Annotated in this window: 19 protein-coding genes and 1 pseudogene; 19 read left to right on the top strand and 1 reads right to left on the bottom strand. The window is 50.8% G+C overall.

Translation table 11 applies throughout. The features are described 5' to 3' along the window. The first annotated feature begins 149 nt into the window (after window positions 1–149). From DQG19_RS20240 to DQG19_RS21000, 10 genes are all read left to right on the top strand, one after another. Window positions 150–869, top strand: coding sequence for a hypothetical protein (locus DQG19_RS20240; RefSeq protein ID WP_116128331.1), 720 nt, complete (start codon window positions 150–152; stop codon window positions 867–869). Then, complete coding sequence (locus DQG19_RS20235) at window positions 866–1,750, top strand: hypothetical protein (protein ID WP_116128329.1); 885 nt, start codon at window positions 866–868, stop codon at window positions 1,748–1,750. Before DQG19_RS20240 ends, DQG19_RS20235 begins: the two co-directional genes overlap by 4 nt. Next, window positions 1,747–4,008, top strand: a complete 2,262-nt coding sequence (locus DQG19_RS20230) for a hypothetical protein (protein ID WP_157974626.1) — start codon at window positions 1,747–1,749, stop codon at window positions 4,006–4,008. The genes DQG19_RS20235 and DQG19_RS20230 overlap by 4 nt, the downstream gene beginning before the upstream one ends. 650 nt (window positions 4,009–4,658) lie before the next feature. Next, a complete protein-coding gene (locus DQG19_RS20225; protein WP_116128325.1) occupies window positions 4,659–4,964 on the top strand; it encodes a hypothetical protein in 306 nt (101 codons plus the stop codon). A 275-nt stretch (window positions 4,965–5,239) separates the two neighbouring features. Beyond that, window positions 5,240–6,046 carry a class I SAM-dependent DNA methyltransferase gene (locus tag DQG19_RS20220; RefSeq protein WP_116128323.1) on the top strand — a complete coding sequence of 269 codons (807 nt, stop codon included), beginning with the start codon at window positions 5,240–5,242 and terminating at the stop codon, window positions 6,044–6,046. Then, the gene (locus tag DQG19_RS21010; RefSeq protein ID WP_157974625.1) at window positions 6,039–7,427 is read left to right on the top strand and encodes a hypothetical protein; all 1,389 of its coding nucleotides are present in this window, start codon (window positions 6,039–6,041) and stop codon (window positions 7,425–7,427) included. The genes DQG19_RS20220 and DQG19_RS21010 overlap by 8 nt, the downstream gene beginning before the upstream one ends. 56 nt (window positions 7,428–7,483) lie before the next feature. Next, window positions 7,484–8,833 carry a hypothetical protein gene (locus DQG19_RS21005; RefSeq protein ID WP_157974624.1) on the top strand — a complete coding sequence of 450 codons (1,350 nt, stop codon included), beginning with the start codon at window positions 7,484–7,486 and terminating at the stop codon, window positions 8,831–8,833. A gap of 337 nt (window positions 8,834–9,170) precedes the next feature. Next, window positions 9,171–10,556 (top strand): effector-associated domain 2-containing protein, encoded by a 1,386-nt coding sequence (locus DQG19_RS20205; RefSeq protein ID WP_116128316.1) that lies wholly within the window; start codon window positions 9,171–9,173, stop codon window positions 10,554–10,556. A gap of 2 nt (window positions 10,557–10,558) precedes the next feature. After that, on the top strand, window positions 10,559–10,681 hold the full coding sequence (locus tag DQG19_RS21520; RefSeq protein WP_255418782.1) for a hypothetical protein: 123 nt from the start codon (window positions 10,559–10,561) through the stop codon (window positions 10,679–10,681). 11 nt (window positions 10,682–10,692) lie between these two features. Continuing rightward, window positions 10,693–10,938, top strand: a complete 246-nt coding sequence (locus DQG19_RS21000) for a hypothetical protein (RefSeq protein WP_157974623.1) — start codon at window positions 10,693–10,695, stop codon at window positions 10,936–10,938. Window positions 10,939–11,820: 882 nt separating this feature from the next. On the opposite strand, the gene DQG19_RS20195 is transcribed toward DQG19_RS21000, so the two are convergent. Further along, on the bottom strand, window positions 11,821–12,240 hold the full coding sequence (locus tag DQG19_RS20195; protein WP_116128313.1) for a hypothetical protein: 420 nt from the start codon (window positions 12,238–12,240) through the stop codon (window positions 11,821–11,823). A 174-nt stretch (window positions 12,241–12,414) separates the two neighbouring features. Here DQG19_RS20195 and DQG19_RS20190 point away from each other — a divergent pair, with 174 nt between their 5' ends. From DQG19_RS20190 to DQG19_RS20150, 9 genes and pseudogenes are all read left to right on the top strand, one after another. After that, complete coding sequence (locus DQG19_RS20190) at window positions 12,415–13,497, top strand: tetratricopeptide repeat protein (RefSeq protein ID WP_116128311.1); 1,083 nt, start codon at window positions 12,415–12,417, stop codon at window positions 13,495–13,497. A gap of 40 nt (window positions 13,498–13,537) precedes the next feature. Beyond that, a complete protein-coding gene (locus DQG19_RS20185) occupies window positions 13,538–13,840 on the top strand; it encodes a hypothetical protein (protein WP_116128309.1) in 303 nt (100 codons plus the stop codon). 201 nt (window positions 13,841–14,041) lie between these two features. Next, window positions 14,042–14,680 (top strand): annotated as a pseudogene (locus DQG19_RS21690) (YdeI/OmpD-associated family protein). Window positions 14,681–14,990: 310 nt separating this feature from the next. Beyond that, the gene (locus DQG19_RS20175; protein WP_116128307.1) at window positions 14,991–15,809 is read left to right on the top strand and encodes a DUF5694 domain-containing protein; all 819 of its coding nucleotides are present in this window, start codon (window positions 14,991–14,993) and stop codon (window positions 15,807–15,809) included. A gap of 555 nt (window positions 15,810–16,364) precedes the next feature. Beyond that, a complete protein-coding gene (locus DQG19_RS20170) occupies window positions 16,365–16,868 on the top strand; it encodes a TlpA family protein disulfide reductase (protein ID WP_116128305.1) in 504 nt (167 codons plus the stop codon). A gap of 95 nt (window positions 16,869–16,963) precedes the next feature. Then, window positions 16,964–17,833 (top strand): alpha/beta hydrolase, encoded by an 870-nt coding sequence (locus DQG19_RS20165; protein WP_116128303.1) that lies wholly within the window; start codon window positions 16,964–16,966, stop codon window positions 17,831–17,833. After that, on the top strand, window positions 17,830–19,395 hold the full coding sequence (locus DQG19_RS20160; protein ID WP_116128300.1) for a carboxylesterase/lipase family protein: 1,566 nt from the start codon (window positions 17,830–17,832) through the stop codon (window positions 19,393–19,395). Before DQG19_RS20165 ends, DQG19_RS20160 begins: the two co-directional genes overlap by 4 nt. Before the next feature lie 108 nt (window positions 19,396–19,503). Further along, complete coding sequence (locus DQG19_RS20155) at window positions 19,504–20,667, top strand: hypothetical protein (protein WP_157974622.1); 1,164 nt, start codon at window positions 19,504–19,506, stop codon at window positions 20,665–20,667. Between the two features lie 126 nt (window positions 20,668–20,793). After that, window positions 20,794–21,987, top strand: coding sequence for a glycoside hydrolase family 18 protein (locus DQG19_RS20150; RefSeq protein WP_116128296.1), 1,194 nt, complete (start codon window positions 20,794–20,796; stop codon window positions 21,985–21,987). The last annotated feature ends 566 nt before the right edge of the window (window positions 21,988–22,553 follow it).

The raw sequence follows: 22,553 nt of genomic DNA, 5'->3' as shown, positions 1-22,553 counted from the left end.
TCACCCCAACGAGCGGTTAATGCTCGGTCACCCGGTTCTTACATGTCATAGCCGAAAACTTTGTTTGTGTCGCCATCTATAGCGAGCGTCTCGGGTATCCTTTAAGGACTTTTAAATTTTTCTTATCTTCACAATAGAAAATTTGGATAATGACCAATTCACTATTCATATTAGCGTGTTTATTCTGCAATATCTCGCTGCTGCTCGCCCAATCACCGCTTATTAACCCCTTACCAGAGCCCGACCCTGCCTGGGAGAGTTGGCGGAATCGGGTGCCGGTAAGCGGTGAAATACGAGTGGGCCTTGGGATATTCTCGGAGGGTGACAAGGTCGGAAACTCCTTTTTCGTGGGCATTCCTCCGCTCAAGTCAACCTCGACGATTTGCACCGAGATTACCTCGATTGACGGGAGATACAGCGGCGCACGGGAGTACTCCGTTAAGGGTCTTACAAGCGGCATCTACGAGCTTGCCTGGCCCACTAAGTATTTGGGTGACTTGCGCAAATATGCCCCGACCGAGGTGGTAATCCTTTCATCGGTGGGCAAGTGCAAAGAGAACGCGGAATCGTACCTGATTTCTGGATGGCAAAAGCCAGTAAATCAGGATACCATAACGGTACTACTGAATTGTGATAAAACGACCAACATTAAAATTTACGATAAGGGAAGGGATTCAACACTGGTATTTCAGTCCGTACCGATCGATGGGTTCTCGAGCGTTTCATTCAACAGTTACGTGAAAATACCTTGGCACCCACGCTACGAGCATTGTGAAATTTTTATTGAGCAACGTGTCCGCCGGGGTCCCAGGTCAGTGTCCTTCAACCGGTTCCCCCTGCTGATTTCGACCCACGATGCCCTCCCATGAAGAAGGTGTTCCTGTACATTTTCATCCTGATCAGTTTGGCACTGTTTCTGATCCTGGCAATCAGGCTGTTGCTGGATCCCATTGAGACAATCTATAACGTTAGTGCGAGGACAGAAATCGTGGAAATCCTGGTTTCCCCGGATAATGCTAACCGGCTACAGCTTCATGAGGCCCTCCTGTTTGACCGGGAAGCGAACATCGTCCTGGACTCCTTTGAAGGAGGCTTCGCCGTGGAGCCCGGCACCGCACTTCGTTTCGAAAGAATCTATCACGGCCCGTTGGTCATCCGGGCAACCTGTCAAAGCTGCGGCAGTGTTGGCCGGGCATACCGGGATGTTGACGGAAGGATCGTGTACGAAGCAAGCGATTTCGTTGAGATCATCGTCGAATCACCGGAGGCCGTACTTAATCAAGGCAATAGCTTGGTATTTCCTATTATGGGTGAGTATCGGCTAGGTCGATCCGTCGAGGTGGAGGTGTCGGGTCGGACAATACCCCTGTTGCAGGGTGGAACGGTTTCGATGACGGGCGTAAGCAACGGACAGTCCAACTACTTTGATGCGGGCGAGCACCTGCTTTCAACGGGGGACTTCCTGGTTTTCCTAGGTCCCGATTCCGACAAAGCAAATGGCTTTGTCGCACTCGATGGGAGTCCGGCCATGAACTCAGCCTACCGGATCATGGCCCAAGAGGCAGAAATTATCCGTCCGGGGCCAAAAGAGCAGACAAAGGGATTTCCCATATCCGCATCATTTTATGACCGGTTAATTGCCGACAAATTGTTTCAGGTCCTATCCCTCTTTTTGGGAGTTCTGATCTTCCTAACTACGCTTTTAACCTTCATGATGGACATTTACAACTTCAGAAAGACACTATCATGAAGCAGTCTTCAGCGATGCACCGTGTCAGGAAATGCGGGTTAATGGCTGTCCTGCTTCTCTGCTACCACTCGCTTTCGGCCCAATCAACGGTGTTTATAGAAAGCTCGGAGATTGGACGGGGAGTACTGCTCAGCAGGAACGGTGAGTGCTTCGTGATATCCCCCTACCACGTGGTGGAAAATTCCGGCCTTACCATAGATGTCTTCGGCGACAAAAGCGTCAGGTCGAACGTGGAGCTGGTCAAGCGGTTTCCCAACGACATCGCGGTTCTCCGTGTAACGGACGGGGGGGCGCAAAACTGCACCCGGTGGAGCATACCCAGCGACTACGCATCAATTCTGGACCAAGTAGTCAACGGCTACCTAGAGGTGAGGCAGCGGGACGGGAGCGCTTCCCTGATGCAGGTGAATATCAGGAATATCGAGGATGAGTTCATCACCGTTCAGCCTCGGGATTTTCGCGACAAATTCACCAAAGGGCTGAGCGGCGCCGCACTGTTTACCACCATCGACGGTAACAAGATATACCTGGGCATGCTGCAGTCCGTGGAAGTTTACGACGACGGCACCACAGACGGGTACGTCCTTCAGTCCGATGACATCGCTCGCCTAACCTCGGAATTCTTTATCGAAAATCAGTCCATGATTCTTGGTGGCATCACCCAGGATAAACTTGGATTGAGCGATAACCTGACCGGAAGCCCCGATCTTGATGAAACGGCTTTGGGATTTCGCCTGCAGGGTAAGGAAATCCGGAAAAATGGATCGAGGACAACGGCTACGTTTACCCTGACCTCCCTGACACAGGACCAACAAATCAGACTTTCGACAAATTCCATCGAGTTTTACGACGAGTCCGGAAAGAAGTACCAGGCAACCGATCTACGGTTTGGCAGTGTCTCGGGCCGGTCTTTCTCTTACGAATTGATACAGGGGGTACCCGTAGAATTGGAGATCAACTTTTCAAACGTCAGTTCCTCTACCACCGGCGTTACGCAAATGAGGATCGGTATTCAGCGCATAGACGGAGGCAAACATACCTTCAGCACCGGTCGCATCATACTAACCACCAACACCAAACGGAATTCCCCGATTGCAACCCCGAGGAGAGGCAACGATATATCCGAAAAGGGGCTCTGGCACGATAACATCCTCGACTTCGATCTGAACCTGGTAAGTTACCGGGAAAACGATGGTAACCTTCTCGTCCACTTCAAGATCACCAGCTTTCAGGAGGACCGGCCGATCAGGCTCCACAGCTCGTCGTTTGAGGTTTGGGACGACCGGGGGGGCTCCTATAAAGCTACTAATCTGCGGCTGGGAAATAATCGCGGCAGAACCGTCAGTCAGACACTGGAAGCCGATGTCATCACCGATCTGTATGTAGAGTTTGCCGGCTTCAGGGCTGGATCTAAAGGAGTCGTTCTCTTCTCGGGTGAGCTGGGCAACGAACGAAGCCGGCGAAAATTCCAGTTACGAAATTTATCTTTTTTCAGCTACGGCCAGCCCATTGCCGTTGATCGGTTAAATGCAATTTGGTCAACCGAAATACTGGGCCTGACCGTGGACCTGATTTCCTATTCAAAAACCGGCACGACCGCTAACTTCAAATTCCAGGTCACTTCAACGGATTCCGACCAAGTCATTAACCTAAGTAAATCTTCCATCTACCTTTTTGATGAAAAGGGCAACCGAACGCAGGCCGCGGAGATCAAATTGGGAAATCAACTTGGGTCATCGGTTAAGCAAACCGTAGTTGCGAATGTTCCGACAAACCTCGACATCGTGTTCAGGGACATTCGCTCTGCGGCAAGCGGGGTAGCATTATTCAGGTGCCCGTTGACCAATGATCAGTCGACCCAGGAGTTGCAAATACGAAATCTTGCTTTTGGTCAAGCCACCGCACAAGCCGGCGCAAATTGCTCCGACATTTTTTTGTATCGTCTGGGTGCTGTTGGGGCGGAGAAACCGATTTACCTTTTCGTGGGAAACCGTCAGGTCGCCGCAGTCAGACCCGGTGAACGCTTCCGGATTACTACCTGTGAGAAGACACGCATTAAGCTCCATGCGAGGTTGGATCGATCCCAAGCTTCCTACGGCGGTGAACCGATTGACCTGAGTAAAGGGGGAACGCATTACGTTGCCGTTACTTACCTATTTGGCCTGGCCTCCGTAAAGGAAATCAAGCCGAAGCGAGGCTACAAGGACTTCCACCACGAAGATTGGTACAATGGACCGGTAGAAGTAATTAACTGGTAAATCTGTGAGGAGGGTAAAATGCAATGCCCACGTAGGCAGACCATCCAGTACAGTGCTGAAGTCTTCGGATGGTTTGTACTTGGTGAAGGTGACTTGGCGTCACCCTGTTCCCACGTTATAAGCCATGATATCTTTATCTGACCATCCGCTTACAAGTCACCCCTATCCAGGCGATAGGCAGAGTTGGAGGCCCGCTGATCACAGAAAGGTCCTCCAAGTGATTTTGGAAGCCTTCGCGGCGGAGGAGCTGAGTGATCATTAGGAAGAGCACTTAGTTGAACGGCTAAGTAAATCACCCGCATTCTTCCCCCAACGCTCCCTGGTTGCAGTCGGTGGCTCGGTGGTCGGCCACACTCTACTAACGCCTTTTTGCATCGTCGGTGACGAATGGAAGGTTCAATCGCTGGCGATGGCTTCGGTTTCAGTACACCCGGCATACCAGGAGAAGGGAATCGCCGGATGAAGACGTACCCAAAGCTGGACACTCTAAAATTAATCAGTTTACCCCACTTGGCGCTGCCCAAACTCCTTGGGCGGTAGTCCTCCGTTGCCGGCGTGGGGCCATGGTATTTTCACGCGGCGCGATTATATTAGTGGTGCGTATAATCCGCCAAACTGTGTATTTTAGTCAAAACAAGTGTGAAGCTGCAATGGATACTGAATTAAGGAGCCTTCTTGTAAATAACAACCTAATTAAGTTCTTTGACAGGGTCATGGAAAATAATAATGCTTCGGGGTTCAGAAATGAAATAACCTCTTTACAACAACAATACAATCGCGTTGAAAGAGAAAATCTGAATGGTCTTCTATCTACTGAACAATATGGCCTGAGCATAAACAGAATAAATTACAAGTGCCTGAAAATAGTGGAGCTTCTTTCAGAGGAGGTGGTAGATCCCAGCACATCTGCTGATTCCGAAGCGCTCACCCTATCAAAATTTAGAGTGGAGTTTTAAAGAGAAGCAAGAGTTCATTTTCTTACTGAGCAAATCACAAACGTTCAGTACCGTATCGAATGTTGATCATTTCGTAGATGAATTACCATTATCCATTAAGATTAGAATTGATAGACAAAACAACTTATTAAGATACGTAAAAAACGTGATCGAAACCACCGTTATGTTTCGCGGCGGAGAAAAAACATTTATGGAGTTGTTTACGAATTTAGAGGGAAATACAAGTGTTCTGAGTGAAATTAAAGCAACGTATAACTTATAACACATCGCATACCATGAACTACGATAGAGCAGCATCAAACTATGAAAGATTTGTCGTAAAGCAACGGTTTGAGACCCCTGCTTTGGAGTTAGCCCAAGTAATAATTCGGTATACAGACGCTGATCGTGAAAATGTATGCATAGATCTAGGTACCGGCACAGGAATAGTAATTACTCAAATAAGTAAACTGAATCCAAATTTTAAGATTTACGGCCTCGACAGTAGCAGTGAAATGCTTCAAGTCGCCAGGAGCAAGGGAATTGACAACATAATTAAAATTTCATTACCTTCTATTCCATTCCCGGCAAATACCTTCGATGTTGTTTCAGCTAGCTTCGTGTTTTCTCACGTTAGAGAAATCCAGGACTTATTGAAGAATATCAAAACCGTGCTGAAGCCAAGCGGATTTCTGGTTTTTACTACTTGGGGAGAAGGTCAAACAGCATACAACTCGATTTGGAGTGATACGGTTAAGTCATACCTGTCCGACGATTACTTGAACGAGATTACGAAAACCAATATACCCAGCGAAACTTTTTTTGAAGAGCCGGAGAACGTCGTCGAACTGATGCAAGAAAATGGATTTTTGCTTGTAGAGCATTATGTCAGACAATTTTCTAAACACCTGTCACTCTCAGAATATCTGGATTGCAGATATTCTCTTTTAACAGGTTCTATCATGGAAAACATACTGAGTGAAAATTTGTGGCAATCCTTCAAGGCTGACACTAAATACTCTTTCTCAAAGGTAGTGGGAGACTCGATAACGTATGTTGGTAACGTTAATTTCTTTGTTTTCAAAATAGCTGGTGATGAGTAAGAAAACAATTCCCAAAGTTCTGGTTCTCGTTGGGGAAATACGCGCTTCACCAGTTGAATACGAAGACTTTATAAGCCAAGTTTCCATTGACGCTGAATTACAAGATATAATTATAATTCAAACGTATGAGTACAGTCATACACCAAGTTTAGATTCCCCGTATGACCTGCTAAAAAAAGAAGTAGATTCATTTGCTAATTTCTTGAAAGAAGTTAGACATAAACATCCAACAAATGATTTCATCACAATTGGACACGGTTTTGGAGGAATACTTATTGAGGCCTTCTTGAAACAAATATGCGAGGTCAACGCTGCAAATGATATCACCCACCTAAAATCAGTGATTTTAGTCTCAACACCTGTTTTTGCAATTAACAGGTCAATACTAAATTATCTAAAGTTAGGATCAAGAGGCGGAAAATTACATAAACTATTTAGGGGTCTAAGTAATCAAATTACAGAAATTGAACGGTTCATGCTGGAAAAAGTAATTCATGCTGACCAGTTTAACAGTCACTCTATTCCTATCCCTGTCTTGTGTTTCGGAAGTAAAGATGACAAAGTTGTAAACGACAGCCTAGCAAAAGGGTATTTTCCATCACTATCTATTTTAGAGGGGGGGCACTTTGAATTGATCAGCACTGTTGGTCAAAATTTCGAACAGATTAAGCGAGCTATTTTAGAAATGCCGCCGCACCAAGCGATCTTTGAAGTCGAATACATGCATACTCAAATTACCATTAACGACGACTTGGATGAGACTAGGACTGCAAAGCACGGAAGTGTAATTCGTGAGGTCCCTGTAACTAATTCAGCAGTGGTATCGAGAACGGTAAAGTTTGATAAGAGGAATATTTGCCAAAAACTGTTCACGCTAAGGTACGGGGTAGAAAATGAGAACGGATTTGTCAGAAGGATCAAGGAAGATGGTGGGAAAAATAGAGCTGATTCATTCAGCACTAAGAAATACCTGAAAAGAGGATTAGAGTATATCTATAATTTCTATCCCAATGACAATGAAGACGGTGAATTTGGCCTAGAAGTCGAAGTTTGGGAAGGATATGGCGCGGATAATCAAGGTGTACACTTTCATCTGGGAAACGGAGCTTGTAGATACAATGAAATTTCATATGAGTTAAATCTGGACTCATACGAAAAGGATGGCTCGCACCTGGAGGTTAATATATATTTTCATCCAGAGGATAAGCACAGCTGTGAAAATCTTCCTTACGAAAGAGACGTCAATAGAATTATCAAATCATATAACACACGAATAGATTCATTTAATCTGAAAATTGCCCTCGAGAAAGTCGGAGGTGGCGTAATAGATATAACGTGGAATACTTTGGAGAGCGATTCAAAAGTGATAAAACCCACATGAATCGTAATATTGCCATATGTACAACTACTTTTCGAAGTATCGACAGCTTCGACGCTTTGATCACCTCGCTCAAAGCAGATCTGAATGAAGAAGTAGATATCAGCTACATTAAAATTCCAAGTTCGCAGCTGAAAAACATCGATGAAGTGGAGGATGCAGTCATATCTCAACTACTACTTGCCTGCAGAAATAACTTTACAATCCTTGCCTTCGGATCAGTTTCTATTGTAATCATGAATTCAATATTAAAGATTTTGGGGTCGGGTAAAAGTGATCATTTAAGAAATATCGATCAGATAATATTTGTTTCGCCCATTATTTTCCGAGATAAACTTGCATTTAAAAAAATTCATGTTTATTCCGCACTATGGAGTATTTTAAATTTCAAATCTTGGCGGCTTGCTTTTCGAGAAAACAACTACTTATCTACCCAAAAAGGTACTATCTCTCGAATTGCCGAACAGTTCTACAGAAGGATAATTGCAGCTGAAAGCTTTTCTGCCAGTCAGGCCATGATACCAACAGCAGTACTTTTCAACCCAAAAGATTCACTACTTGACCGAAGATCAATCGAATCAGTCTTCTTCAATAAAACAAGAGTCAAAGAAAAGTATCTTACTTTCCCTTCATTCGGATCTGAAACACTATCTCTTTTATCCAGCATTGTAAAAAATCCAAAAGCGCATAAAAACGTTTTCTGGATAAAATCATTAGCGGTCAATATCAAGATATTTCCTGTCCAATTTGAAAAAATTGATTTACTCCGTGAAAAGCTAATTGCAGACCACAAGGGAGAGGTAAGGCTGAAGTTTGATTTTCATCCGGAAAATTCATCTATATTAAAGTTTAACTATCGGTTCTCCGTAGGTATAAATGGCAACATAGAAGAAATCACCAGTTTCAGAGACTTTAAAAATGAAACTGATTCCTCCAACATAGGTAGATTTGAAAGGGATGGGAATGAGTTTATCGTCGAATTTGTTCCACGGTCGACCAGTCCTCACAAATTGGCCCTGGATGTGCTAAATGGATTTGATGATTCTCAGGAATGGGATCGCAACTCAGAACTTGAGAAAATTGTGAGGCCGGCGAAGAAGAGACAATATTTTTATTACCCTTTCGGCAACGGCGAAGCAAAATATGATAATGTTTTAATTACAATTAATCTGGAGAAGTACTTAGGTAGCCACGCTATAACGGAACCACAGCTTTACATCATCGACACGCCAATGAGCTTGGAATTTACTGACTCCGATGAAATAACCAGCCTAATACTCTCAGATTACTCCTATATTCCTGGGAAATTGTTATATAGAGGCGTTTATTCGTGGGAGTTGAAAACAAAGGAGAGAGGTGTTTTTGTAGTAACATGGGAAGTCGAAACTAACGATCAGAATGGAAACTGAGGCAAATAAAATAATTGTATTCGTAAATGGCTTCTCCGAAGTAGAACGCTCCTGGACAAACATATTCGAATTACTCGAAAGTTATTACGATGCAAGCAGTGGGATCAGCTTACTTTTTTATGATTGCTCTGATAAGTGGAGAAAAGAATGGATCAACCAGAAATCCTTTTCTAAAATTTATGAAAATTTTTTTAAGTGGTTTGAAAGTCAGGATTTCTACTCCAAGCTTTGCAGTAAGAATTCTTCCAATGGTGAATTATACTTTGTTTGTTGTGGCCTCGGCAGCCTGGTTGTCCTAAACTACCTTAAGAAGAAGATTGGATAGTTCAATGAAATAATGAATGTTAAACACGCGAGGTTAATTCGTGGAGTTATACTCCTTTCCCCTCAGGTCAATGGATTGACCATGATGGATTTGAGAGAGCTCACGATTGAAAAAGCCTCGTTCTTCAAGAAGGCTGTTATATTGACCAATATGTTTCTTCAGTTTATCAATAATGAAATTTCAAATTCTTACAATTTTGCAGTCACTAACTTAATAAACGCAGAAACCTACTCTAACGGGAAATCGCCTATCGCGATATCAGTTGTATTGGACACGACAGATAACCATTACGCTGATAAACCAATATGGGTCAACCAAAAAGCATGGATAGAAATATCGTCAACGGGCAATAATAAAGGAGAGCTTTTCTATGAAAAAGTCAAGGAATTAGTTGAATCCCCCATTGGACACAGAAATGTTTTCGAGGTAAAAAACTGCGACCAGTTAATGAAAGTGGTACCCTTTAAAGAACAGGGGAAGATCATAAAATATGGCTCTAAACAGAAAGTAGTTGTCTGTAATAGTGTCGGTTACTCCAGTCGAAAACTAATCTTTTCTAAAAACAATATCTGCCATAGAAAATTTCTGCTCCGGTACGGAACTACTGCCAAAGGGGGCGGTATCATTCCTCGTGAATCACCCCAAGGACGCAACGTAGCCTCTTCTGAAAAGAAAAGCAGGTATTTGAAGGATGCAAAGGAATACGTGTTTGAGTTTGTGCCAAGAGAGAGGGATGACAACATTTATTCCTTGGAAATTGACATCTATAAAGGTATGGACTTACCGAAGGGCACCAATGTGCACTATCATTTGTATAAAGGCTTGGCATACTATAGAGAATTTAATTTTCAGCTTGACTTGTCACAGTACGTAAAAGACGATTATACAATTACGCATGGTCCATTCATGTATCTGATAAACGAAGACTTACACAGTTGTAATGAAACATACAAGGATAGAATTAAAGAAAATATAATTGACCCATCGGACTATAATGATCTACAAGGTATCTGGAAATGGAATTTGAAAAATCAGCGCGCAGGAGTGCTTGATATTATTTGGGGCATTACCCGAAACGATATGCTGTTTCAGCCAAATGATAACTCCAGCGAGATCACAACAATTGAATTTGGCGACGTTCAGCAAAGGATCATTGATAAAATGTGCCGTTGCCCAACTCTTGGAAAACACTCCAATAGAGAAGAATTTATCAGGGATTTACCATTCGGCATACATGTAAAGGTTTTCGGATCATCCTATTTAGATGTCAGAAGTATCGTACAAACATGTAATGAAGACCGCTCTAACTACAAGGATCTGGTAGAAGTATTGTCGTTATACGAAGGCGATCATTACTTGGTCAACGAAATAAGGGCTTTAGTCACGGAAATCAACTGACCGTGGCCATCAAAGTTTCAATACAAATTGACCGGGTTGAGAAAATTACGGGTGATTTTCTACTCATTCATGGACGCGGGGATGGGGAAGCCTACAAAACAACGTTAAAGAAAAAGCAAATATAGCCATTGTCGAGATGCAACGCATAGCAGTTGTGACGCCAGTTCACGCTACATATTTGACGGAAATTATCGATGAAGCGGTCGACCTATCTCGATTGGAACAGATAAAAAAAGACTGGGCCGAGAAAAAATTAAGCTTGAAAAATAAAGTAGCAAACGACATAGTAGAAAGTACTTTGGAGTTGACAATAAGCTCAACAAAATTCTGGGGTGGAGAAAAAAATAGAGGTAGAATCCTTACCCCCCCCCACACGCCGTAGCAGATGCGGGGGGTTTTGTCGTAGAAGCAGGACTGGCCGCGGCTAGAGAATATGCAGGAGATGGAATTCAAGCAGCAGAGACTACCAGTATTATCATGGGCGGATTAACTGGAGCCTTGGCTGGCTCATTAGGCGCAGCCAGAGGGGTCGGCCGTTGGTTACTTGGCAGATTCTAATTAAATGATTAAGTCCGTAAAACCTAACGACTAGGATAGTTATTTTTACAACCATCTTAATTGGTTTCAACATCCAACCATATGGAACAAAGACGCCAAAGCATATACAACGTCAGCATCACCATCTTTATCTTCTCCATGGTTCTTTTTTCTATCAGATACCTACTTATTGAAGATGCCTATGCTATAGGTTCTTTCCTGATCGAAACGTTAGTTTACTCTATAGTCAATGCGTTATTGCTTAGCGTATTGCTTTGGAAAGTTTATCCAGATCGATATAAAGTAAAATGAATCCTGAAAGCCCCCACGACAAAAGCTTAGTTAAGGGGACGTTTGGCTTTCCGTGTTTAATTCTAAAGTCGGAAATTGGTAGTTATCCGTTCGTTTTCTGTCTACGATAATGCGAACGATTCTGAACATTATTAGGACTATTGTTTGCATATCTTCCTACTAGTAACCAAGGGTCTAGTATAAAGAATCTTAAAATTTAAGGCCTATAGTAGTTTTGCGTTTGAGATAATACAATTCACCTAACACAGCGCCCAATTCCATTAAGCTAAGGATTTGCTTGCTTCACCGGACCCGTCTTCAAGGCTGCGTTCGGGCGCCTATTGCGGTCAATCAGGCTGGAAAGTAACTTTGGGACATAGCGTCTCTGCCCGGCCGTGAGGCGGCTCGTGCCGTGACCTGCTGTCTTGGTAAGACATCAGCGTGCCGAGCGATAGTTGGGTTCGTAAACGTATCGGTCCTGACTCCGCATAATCCGTCTGATACGAGCGCGGCTCGGGCGGGGCCTATAGGGTTTCAGGTGGTGGACCAGCTCGTCGAGCAGGATCTTGGTGCGGGCCCGCCAGCGCTGTACGCCGTCCAGGAAGAGGATGGGTAGCCACCGCTTGATCAAGCCGTTGGGAAGGGAGGGGTTGGGGTCTCTGGGTGAAGCCGTCGCGGTTGAATCGGTAGCTGTATTTACGAGCTTTTGTTCGGCTTGCATGACCAACTCCCGATCGAGGAGACAGGCGCTCTGCACGTTGTAAAACCAGAAGGTTGACCAAAGATCCTGCTCCACCCCGGGCTGGGTGTAGGCGGAGGTCAGGGCCAGCTGCAGGAAGGATTTGAGGTGTGACATGCCGGTCTCAACTCCCTAGCGCAGGCCGTAGAGTTTTATACGCTAATTAGGTTAAGACAACTTTATCTTACATCAAGATGCCCGCTAATTTGGTTGTCAAGTTATACTCAGTCCTTAACTATTTATAATCAAATCAATATTTAAGTGTACACAAACCATTAAACAGAAATAAATATGAAAACGGTTTTTGTAATCATCATGCTGCACGTTTTCTTTTTGCCAACTGTATTGTGTGGTCAAAGTACCGATGCTGAGTTAGCAATGAAGAAAGCCAAGGGCGCAGTAACGCTTATGGACGCCGGAAGATATGAAGAGAGTATAAAACTTTTGAGGGAAAGCCAGACGCTTGACCCAAGCCGGTTTATGTACTCGTATGAAATTGCTTTAGCTTACGTTTATCAGGACCAGTACAAAGCTGCGATTAAAGAACTAAAAAAAACACTGCAGTATGAGGACATTAATAGTCAGGTTTACCAGTTGATGGGTAACGCTTATAGCATGAACGGACAAAAAGATGCGGCGATTGAATATTATCAAAAGGGCCTTGAGCAGTTTCCTAATTCGGGCAACCTTTACCTGGAAATTGGTAACGTATACAGCCAGCGCGAAAAATATAATGATGCAATAAGCAGTTACGAAAACGGCATCAAAGTAGATCCGACCTATACTTCCAATTATTACCAATTATCCAAACTGTTTCTAAGGTCAAGCAACAAGGTTCCCGGGTTGATATATGGTGAAATATTTATGAACCTGGAACGAACTACCGAAAGAACGAGGGAGATGAGTAAAATCATCTATACAGCCTATGATGAAGCTATTTACATCAAGGAAGATTCGGCAGACATCGACTTCTGCCAGATCATCATCATGGCGACTCCAGAAAGTATGGAAGAGGGCGAGGTTAATCTTCCATACTGCGCTTACTATGCGAAGCACTATCTGTTCGCCACAGCGCTTCATAAGCAATTTGATTTAGCTGCGTTGAGTAGTATGAGAGAATTATTTATAAATGCTTATATGGATACTGATGGCGAAAAGTATCCCGTTATTCTATTCGATTATCATCAGAGAATGATTGATGCAGAAGTATTCGAAGCTTACAATTATTATTTATTTCAAATGGCCGAACCAGCCGCTTTTGATGGATGGTTAGATTCGCATCAAGGAGATTACGATAAATTTGTGAGTTGGTATACCGACCCGAAAAATATTCTGGAGGTCAATAGAGATAACGTGTATTTAAGGTATAATTAGTGAGGTTGCCCAGCCTTTCTCCCTACAACATCCGCCTCCCTTGCTACTCGACGATGCAAATCCCCCAAGCGCCCCCAAAAGCCCGTGGCACTACGTCACCCCCTTCACGATCGCCGGGGTGCTCAGTTTTGGCTTTTCGGTGTACCTGGGGTGGTTTGAGTTTTCTGTGGCCAGGCCCAGTCCGCAGGGTATGGGCGCTTTAATCGGAATATTGGCGGGCACCTTCGCCCTGCTTGCCCTGGCCGTCGACCGACTGCTGATTACTTGCGTTGACCTGCGTTACATCTGGTTGCTAGAGAGTTTAGCGCTGGTCCTGTTGTACCAGTACGTGGTAGGCTGGTAGCCCGCCGCCAGCCGGGGCTCCCCTACTCCACCCGGAACTGCAGCGCGAAAAGAAGCATGACCCACGACTTGCTTTACCCCGCCGGAAGCTCGAACTTTAAAATGAAAGATAAAGAACCCGCCCAGTAGCCGAACTGGCTCTGCAACAGCCGACTAGGCAGTAAATCGTAGCCCCTTCACCCAAGGAGTCAATCAACACCCAATGAGCTTCACCCTGAATCCAAAGGTCGACGCATACCTGGTCGACGGATGTATGCGCTGCAAGTACGGCGGCACTCCCCAGTGCAAAGTAAGGAAGTGGACGAACGAACTGGAGCTGCTGCGGCAGCTCGCGCTGGAAGCCGGGCTGACGGAAGAAATCAAGTGGGGCGTGCCCGTCTACACCGACCGGGGCAAAAACATCGTCACCGTCAACGCCCTGAAGGGTTCCGGGAACCTCGGCTTCTACAAAGGAGTGCTCCTCACCGATCCGCACCAGATTCTGCAACGACAGGGAAGCCTATAATCCGACCGCTTGATCAAATTCACCAAGACCGCGGACATCAAAAAGTTGACGGATATCCTCGCGTCCTACATCGCGGAGGCCATCGAAATAGAACGCAGTGGCAAGCAGGTCGTGTTCAACAAACGGCCGGAACCGGTCCCCGAAGAGCTATCCCAGCAGTTCGCGGCCGATCCGGCCTTCAAAACCGCCTTTTACGCCCTGACCCCCGGCAGACAACGCGGCTACATCATCCACTTCTCCCAACCCAAACAGGCGCAGACCCGCACCAGGCGGATCGAAAAATACCGGCAGCAAATACTGGAGGGCGTAGGACTGCACGACCACTACAAAAGCTGAGGCCGTACGCCCGCCTTCAATCCTGCACAGCCCGTTATGAATGTAGCTCTGGGTGCATTGCGCATCTTCCCGAGCCAGAGATGATACCATTTCAGCCGGGGCAACGCAAGCGTGTGTAACCGCCATCTGCCAAACGGTACGCGGTCCCGCTGCACCCGCGCGGTGCGACCTATCCTTGCCCCGCTCACCTTTACCCCCCACCCCACCGAAATAATGCGAGCTTTACTGCGGCGGCGGATCGCAGGTGCAGGGGGTACCCGGACCTACCGATACGCCCGCGGTACCACCAACGATCAACGTAGCAAAGCCCATGAAATCCTTCACCCTCGCCGTTCTTTTCGTGGCCTGCGCTCGCCTGTTCACCTCCTGCGCGGATGCCCCCGCCCGTCAGGACGCGGCCCCGAACCAGATCCTCTTTCTGGGCGTGGCCCACATCCAGACCCTGCAGGACCAGCTGGGCTACGATGTCCGCCGCCCGGAGGAGCAGGCGGCACTGGAGTCCGTCTGCGCAGCGGTAGCGGGCTTTCGGCCGGACCGGATCTACCTGGAAGTGCAGCGGCAGTACCAGGCCGGGCTGGAAACGCAGTACAGCCGCTACCTGGAGGGAAACCTGCAGGGGGCACCGGCGGACTTCGAACAGCTGGGCTTCCGGTGCGGAGCAGCCTCCGGCCTCACCACCGTACACGCCCTCGACGTACGTCCCCGCGCCTTCGATCACGAAGCGATGCTGGCGGAGTTATCCCCGGAGGAACGGCAGCATAAAGCCCGGCGGGATTCCCTGGAGCAGCAGAAAATGATGAATACCATCGGACAGTTACTGGAGACCGGGACCATCACCGATCTGATCTACCACCTCAACGCTCCGGCGAAGGTAGCCGACGACATGGCGGGCGTACTCTCGCTGCTGCAGTACGGCGAGCCCGGCGATACGACCGCCCTGCAAACCGTATCCGAGTGGTACGCCCGGCACCTTGATATGTGGGCTTTCATTCAGCGTTCGGCCCGCCGGGACAGCGGTAACCGCGTGGTGGTCATCATGGGCGCGAGCCACACCTCGCTGCTGCGGCAACTGGCGGGCACCGGTCCGGGCTGGGAGATCGTGGAACTGGAGGATCTGATGACGCGATGAGACTCCAACCCGCGACCACGTAGCAGTCGTACGGGTGCGAATGGTAGATTTCCCTATCTTCCATCGGGGCGCCACCGGTTCGGTAACCGGGGCGGTCTCCACTATGAAGCGCGTAAATCCCGCACCGTGAATCCGTTCTCCGCCAGTTTACTCTTGCTGCTTCACCTGCCTCGGCCAGTCGCTGTCCGGTCAGGACTTGGGCTACTACCTTAATGAAATGAATACCGACCCGGGTATGGACGCCAGCTTCCACGCCGAGATCGACACGATCTGGGCGCGAAGTATGCGGGATGCTATCGACTCTACCAACTACGGGGAACCCGTGAGCTTGCTGCAGGAATACTACGACACCCACCAGAGTCCGATCACGGGCGACAGGCGGAACTGTACGCCTACTTCCTACTCTTCAAGCACCGGGACTACCCGGCCATCATCGACCGCTTCGAAGCAAGGATCGGCGCGTACGACCATCGGGCGTTCACGACGATCGGGGAGCTGCACCGCCGCTCCCTCACCAAACTCAATAAAAGCACCTACACCGCCTACCTGCTGCGGATGGACAGCCTCGCCGGTACGACTGCCTCGGAGGACTTCGCGGCCTTCCACGCCCGCGTAGGCGACCTGCAGGAATGGCAGCCGGCGCCCACCTTCACCTTTACCGACCTGGAGGGACGGGAGTACCACCTGGATTCGCTGGCGGGCAAGGTAGTCGTGTTGGACTTCTGGGCCACCTGGTGCCCACCCTGCGTCAGGGAGATACCTAACATCAAAGCGATGAACGGCGCGTTGGCTGACCGGGAAGATTTCGTGTTAATCAGTGTATCGCTGGACGACGATACGGAACGTCTCACCCGATTCATCGAACGAAACGGCCTGAGCTGGCCGCAGGCCAACGACTTCGGCGGCAAGCTCAAGACGGATGGCGTACTGGCCACCGCTTACAAGGCCCAGGGCCTGCCCAAGTACCTCCTGATCGATAAGGACGGAATCCTTCGTTACAATTCTCACCTCCACGATCACCACTTCGTACCCTTGGAAATCGTCAAGCGGTACCTGTGAGGCCGGTGACCACTACCACGCCGGGTACGCGGTACTTTCCGGAAAATGCTAGATTGGGTGTCTGCACGCTATCTTAACCTACCGGAACATTCCCTATGCTAAAGCTACTTTTTACCACCCTGATCGTGCTCGTCAGCGGCGCCGTAAGTCAGGCGCAGATCACGCAAACCAAGTCCATCGACGAGGGGGGAAGTGGCCCCTACCCGGCCGTGGCCGTTACGGACGGCTCGCTCGCGGGCTATACCATCTACCGTCCCGAAAAGCTAAAGCGGGCCGTAGCGAAAGAAGGTAAACTGCCGATAGTCGTCTGGGCCAACGGCGCGTGTGCCAATACGTCTACCGAGCACGAACGCTTCCTGACTGAGATCGCCTCCCGTGGCTACCTCATCGTGGCCGTCGGGAACCTGCAGCTGGAGGCTGAAGCGGGCCGGCGCGAGCAGTCGGACGGGGCGGCTCTTCTCGGTGCGCTGGACTGGATCACCGCTCAGGCAACCCGGAAGGGTAACGACTACTACGGAAGGGTGGATACCGGAAAGATCGCCGCGGCGGGGATGTCGTGCGGCGGAGCGCAGGTGATGCGGATCGCCGGCGATCCGCGGGTCGCGAGGTATATGATGTTTAACTCCGGCATGGGCGACATGTCCATGGCCGGTGCCAGCAAGGCGTCACTGAAGGCCCTCACCGGCGAAGTACTGTACGTCGAGGGCGGAGAAACCGACATCGCCTACAACAACGCCCTGATGGATTACGACCGCGTCGGGCAGGTACCGATCTATTTCGCTAGTCACGCCACGGCGGGTCACGGAGGCACCTACGCCGACAAATACGGCGGATCCTTTGCCGCCCTGGCCACCGATTGGCTCGACTGGCAATTCAAGGGTAAGGATCACGCCGACGTATTCCTGAGCGAGGAAGCGGAGGGGTATCCCGACTTTACGTTCAAGGCGAAAAACTTCGACCAATGAGCCCACGTAGCTTTCCTTCCTGCTTTTCCGCCGTACTCCTTCTGCTAGTTATGAGCCTGTCCTGCCATGCCCAGTCTGCGGCTCCGCAAATCCGCGTCAGTCAGGGCGTGGTGGAGGGAGTAGTTGAGGACGGCCTGTCGGTATTCAAAGGTATTCCCTTCGCCGCTCCCCCGGTAGGTCCACTGCGCTGGCGGGCCCCGCAGCCCGCGCCCGCCTGGGATACCGTCCGGCTCACCAAAGACTTTGCGCCCTCGCCGTACCAGCCGGGGCAGCCCCGCGCCGGGAAGAGCGAAGACTGCCTGTACCTCAACGTGTGGACGCCCGACGCTTCGGCGAATGCCAGACTGCCCGTGATGGTCTGGATCTACGGGGGTGGCTTCAGTTTCGGTTCGACCGCCGAGCCCGTGACGGACGGTGCCCGCTTGGCGAAAAAAGGCGTGGTGGTCGTAAGTATAGCATACCGCGTCGGACAACTCGGCTTCCTGGCCCACCCCGAACTGTCCGCCGAGAATCCGGAAGGCGTGTCGGGCAATTACGGTTTGCTGGACCAGATCGCGGGACTCGAGTGGGTACGCAACAACATCGCGGCCTTCGGCGGTGACCCGGAGCGGGTGACCATCTTCGGAGAATCGGCCGGGGGCATCTCCGTCAGTATGCTGTGCGCTTCGCCCCTGGCTAACGGACTGTTCCAGGGGGCCATCTCCCAGAGCGGTGGCTCATTCGGTCCGACCCGTCCGACCACCTTCCCCGGCGAAAATATGCGCACCCTGGAGCAGGCGGAGGCCGGCGGCCGGGAGTACGCGGAACAGGCCGGTGCGGCCTCGCTGGAAGAACTGCGCGCGTTTCCGGCCGACCAGCTACCCCTGGGCATGGGCTTCAGCGGCGGGTGGCCCATCATTGACGGTCACGTTATTCCCGACGATCAGTACACGATGTACGAACGCGGCGACTACAACGACGTGCCCGTGCTGATCGGCTACAACTCCGACGAGGGCCTCAGCTTCACGCGGACGGACGATCCGGAAGCATTCCGGGCGGGCGTCCGCGAGCGGTACGGGAAGTTCGCCGGTTTCCTGCTGGAGGCCTACCCGTTGTCCGGTAGCGGCATCGGCAAGACCGCCCGCGACCTCAACCGCGACGCCGCCTTCGGCTGGCACACCTGGACCTGGGCCAATTTGCAGGCGCGCACCGGAACGGGCAACGTCTACCTGTACTACTTCGACAATCCGCCCCCCGGCGCGCAGGGCGACCAAGGTTCCCCCCACGGACAGGAGATCCCGTTCGCCTTCGGCACGCTGGACCCCGACAATAGCGGCCTCACATCCGCCGACCGGGAGCTGTCCGCCACGATGACGGCCTACTGGACCAACTTTGCCAGGTACGGCGATCCCAACGGAGATAACGTACCGCAATGGCCGTCCTACACGCCGGAGCAACACCGGGTACTTTACCTTACCGATACTCCCCACGTCGGACCGGTACCCAGCGAGTCCGCGTTGCGGGTACTTGACGACTACTACGTTTGGCGCCTGAAGGAGGGCGGCAAGCCCTGGACCGAGTAAGGCGGGCGGGGGCCGCCCCCTAAATCACCAGAACCGATGATGCCGGTCCCTGCTGAGTTGCGGTAATTGCTGCCACCGGCATACCCGCCGGGAATGTACCCCCGCCCCATGAAACTGATCAGCATCGATGTGCACGCCAGCAAAAAGTCGAACCTCTACGACGGCAGGCTGCGCGCCCTCACCGTACCGGAGCTCCGCGATTACCTGTCCGCCCTGCCCGATTATCCGCAACCGGTCACCGTCGTGGTGAACGCCCCCCTGACGGGCTACGTAGAGGAGTTCGAAGATATCGCCCCCTTCTCCCCCAGCCTGGTCCGCGGCATCGAGTACTTCTTCCGGTACCGGGGGTACGGGTACAGCACCACCCACGTCAGCGGCGTCCGGGTAACCGGCTTCGCCAAACTGGCGTACGGGTCGCTCCTGCAGAACCTCTTCCACCTCAACCTGTCCCGCAACACCCACGGCAACCGTTTCGTCCCGGTCTTCGACCGCGACCGGATCTCCGGGGCGCACGTCAACCTGCTGGAAACGCAGTCGGACATCGCGCTCTGGATGCTGACCGGTCGGAACGCGGCGTGGGACCTGGCTACCAAGAAATCCGCCTTCCCCGACTTCCGCGACGCCTTTTGCGCCCGTCCCCCCCTACCCCTGCCGGACGGGCTGCGGGCGGACCTGGCCGGCACCGAAGACCTGCACCAATTCAACTGCCTGCTTAGCTACGCGCTGGCCGGACTGTGGCTGACGGGGTCGGAAGGAGTGAGGGTACTGGGCAACAGGTACACCGGCAGCTTCCTGCTGCCTATCGATGATTCACTCCTGGCCAGCTACAGTTTTTTCACCCAGCGTACGTTCATCAACAAGCTAAAGGACCGTTCGGAAGTCTCCAGCAAGCGAGCCTACCGGACCATCGCCCGCAAGCTACAGGCCGACAACGCGCGCCGTAACGAAATACTGCGCGCCCGCTCCGCCCGCGGCGGCGGTCTGTGTCAGGTCACCCACCACGCTATCTTGCGCGGGCGCGAGCGCATGCGTCTCAACAAACGCGCCCTGACGCGAATGGTCGATACCGTATACAACTCCGGCATATCGATCCGACAGGCCAGGGGCACCCTAAAATCTTACCTGCAGAGCAAGCTTCGCAAGGACGGCAGCAACAACGAAGTGCGGGTCTACGGAGAATACATTTACATCTTCAACGAACGCCAGCTGCTGACCCTCTACCGCCTGCCCAACCGATATATGAAGTACCTGGTCCTGTCCCGGGGATCGTGAACCCGATGCACCCGCGCCCCGCCGCCGCAGTCAGGCCCGGGACGGCAGGTGCAGTGAACTTTTGGACGGGGATCCGCCCCGGTAGCCGGTCGATCACTACCTTCCGGCCGTGATCAAGCCTTGCCCATGCGACTCCTATACATAGCGCCCATTCTGCTCGTTCTCCTGCTACTTTCCGCCCGGCAACCCGTCGGTGCTCCCGAACCGGCAATCAACGTAATGGCCTACTACGTTCCGGCCGATGGCTATATGCCCGAGGACCTGCCGCTGGAGCAGCTCACTCACATCATCTTCTCCTTCACCAATGTGATCGACGGGGAGATGCGTTTCCGGAACCCGGAGAAATCGGTACCCATTTTGGAGCGCCTGGTGCGGGAGCGAAACAAACACCCGAACCTCAAGGTGATGGTCGCCTGCGGCGGCTGGATGGCCGGCGGCTTCTCCGACATGGCACTCACCGACAGTACGCGGACCCGCTTTGCCGCGAGCGCGCTGGCCTTCATCGAACGGTATGGGCTTGACGGGATGGACATGGACTGGGAGTACCCCGGCATCGGCTCGGCCGGCATCAAGTACCGGAAGGAAGACACCCACAACTTCACGCTGCTGATGAAAGCCCTGCGGGAACATCTCGATCGGCTCGACCGGCCGCAAACCCTCACCTTCGCCTCGGCGGGCTGGGAGCAGTACTATGACTTCATTGAACTGAATGAGGTGATGAAGTACGCCGACTACATGAACGTGATGACCTACGACCAGATCACCTACGTGTCGCCTTACACCGGTCACCACACCAACCAGGGCAGGATTGAGCGGGCGGACCTCGAGGGCACCCCCTTTGGCGACTATCAGTTGGACCGTAAGATGGACATTGACGGGACGGAATTCACCTGGCATCCCCGTTCGGTCGAGTACATCGTCGACTACTGCATCAAGCGGGGCGTCGATCCCAGGCAGATCGTCACCGGCGCGGCCTTCTACGGTCGGGCCTGGAAGGGGGTACCTCCGGAAAACAACGGCCTCTACCAGCCGGTCGGCGGCTCCCATATCGGGTGGTCTGCCTACCGGGATATTCGGTCCGAGTACGAGGGAAAGAACGGCTACGTACGGTACTGGGATTCTACCGCCCTGGCCCCCTACTTGTACAGTGCTGCCGACAGCATCTTCTTTACCTACGACGATACGACTTCGGTCCGGATCAAGGCGGAATACGCGATGGAGAATAATTTGGGTGGTATCATGTTTTGGGAGCTCGGGAACGACACCCACGAAAAGGAGAGCTTGCTGAATGCTATCTACCGGGCGGTTACTGGGCAGTAGGGGTTTGTCTATTGTTGAGTTGATTCGCTGCTGCTGGATGAGGTAAGGCTTCCTCCGGGTGCCTGGGGAAACTGTTCATGCGCTGCGCTGGGTCACAGATGTGTACAGTTGCTCCATGCGCTCAAGCGATGGCGTATCGGGATTCATCTTCGAGCAGTGCTAGGAGCCGGAAAACTGATGGGATAGGTTTCACGCAGATCGCCTGCGGCTAGCACAGATTCGCTGCGCTCGGGCACAGATGGCCACAGATTCCCGCATAACTGATGCGGTGCCCCGCACAGCTGATGCGGGATTACACAGATTGGGCCAGCCCTGCGGCCTGTCCGTGGCACAACCCGCGCGTTTTTACGTGACCGGCACAGCCCGTACCTTCGGTAGGCACCAAATCACCTGAAACTTCAATCGGACAGGGCCACCCGCCCTTGCGAACGATCGGGGGCCGGGCCACGAACCGGCGTGAAAAAACCTGCACTGTATGAGCCGGGGTAATCAATGAGGGACCCAATTAGCAGCAGTAGGGAGTGTGACTCATCGAAGCGGAAAGTGCTGAGGCGAGTTTGCAGGTT

The sequence above is a fragment of the Lewinella sp. IMCC34183 genome (assembly GCF_003390915.1).
Taxonomy (GTDB): Bacteria; Bacteroidota; Bacteroidia; order Chitinophagales; family Saprospiraceae; genus Neolewinella.
This window is presented reverse-complemented; position numbering and strand designations above follow the sequence as displayed.

Bases quoted from the DNA above. Each gene is read 5' to 3' on its own strand.
- DQG19_RS20240 (WP_116128331.1), top strand. From the start codon at position 150: ATGACCAATTCACTATTCATATTAGCGTGTTTATTCTGCAATATCTCG.
- DQG19_RS20235 (WP_116128329.1), top strand. From the start codon at position 866: ATGAAGAAGGTGTTCCTGTACATTTTCATCCTGATCAGTTTGGCACTG.
- DQG19_RS20230 (WP_157974626.1), top strand. From the start codon at position 1,747: ATGAAGCAGTCTTCAGCGATGCACCGTGTCAGGAAATGCGGGTTAATG.
- DQG19_RS20225 (WP_116128325.1), top strand. From the start codon at position 4,659: ATGGATACTGAATTAAGGAGCCTTCTTGTAAATAACAACCTAATTAAG.
- DQG19_RS20220 (WP_116128323.1), top strand. From the start codon at position 5,240: ATGAACTACGATAGAGCAGCATCAAACTATGAAAGATTTGTCGTAAAG.
- DQG19_RS21010 (WP_157974625.1), top strand. From the start codon at position 6,039: ATGAGTAAGAAAACAATTCCCAAAGTTCTGGTTCTCGTTGGGGAAATA.
- DQG19_RS20205 (WP_116128316.1), top strand. From the start codon at position 9,171: ATGAATGTTAAACACGCGAGGTTAATTCGTGGAGTTATACTCCTTTCC.
- DQG19_RS21000 (WP_157974623.1), top strand. From the start codon at position 10,693: ATGCAACGCATAGCAGTTGTGACGCCAGTTCACGCTACATATTTGACG.
- DQG19_RS20195 (WP_116128313.1), bottom strand. From the start codon at position 12,240: ATGTCACACCTCAAATCCTTCCTGCAGCTGGCCCTGACCTCCGCCTAC.
- DQG19_RS20190 (WP_116128311.1), top strand. From the start codon at position 12,415: ATGAAAACGGTTTTTGTAATCATCATGCTGCACGTTTTCTTTTTGCCA.
- DQG19_RS20175 (WP_116128307.1), top strand. From the start codon at position 14,991: ATGAAATCCTTCACCCTCGCCGTTCTTTTCGTGGCCTGCGCTCGCCTG.
- DQG19_RS20170 (WP_116128305.1), top strand. From the start codon at position 16,365: ATGGACAGCCTCGCCGGTACGACTGCCTCGGAGGACTTCGCGGCCTTC.
- DQG19_RS20165 (WP_116128303.1), top strand. From the start codon at position 16,964: ATGCTAAAGCTACTTTTTACCACCCTGATCGTGCTCGTCAGCGGCGCC.
- DQG19_RS20160 (WP_116128300.1), top strand. From the start codon at position 17,830: ATGAGCCCACGTAGCTTTCCTTCCTGCTTTTCCGCCGTACTCCTTCTG.
- DQG19_RS20155 (WP_157974622.1), top strand. From the start codon at position 19,504: ATGAAACTGATCAGCATCGATGTGCACGCCAGCAAAAAGTCGAACCTC.
- DQG19_RS20150 (WP_116128296.1), top strand. From the start codon at position 20,794: ATGCGACTCCTATACATAGCGCCCATTCTGCTCGTTCTCCTGCTACTT.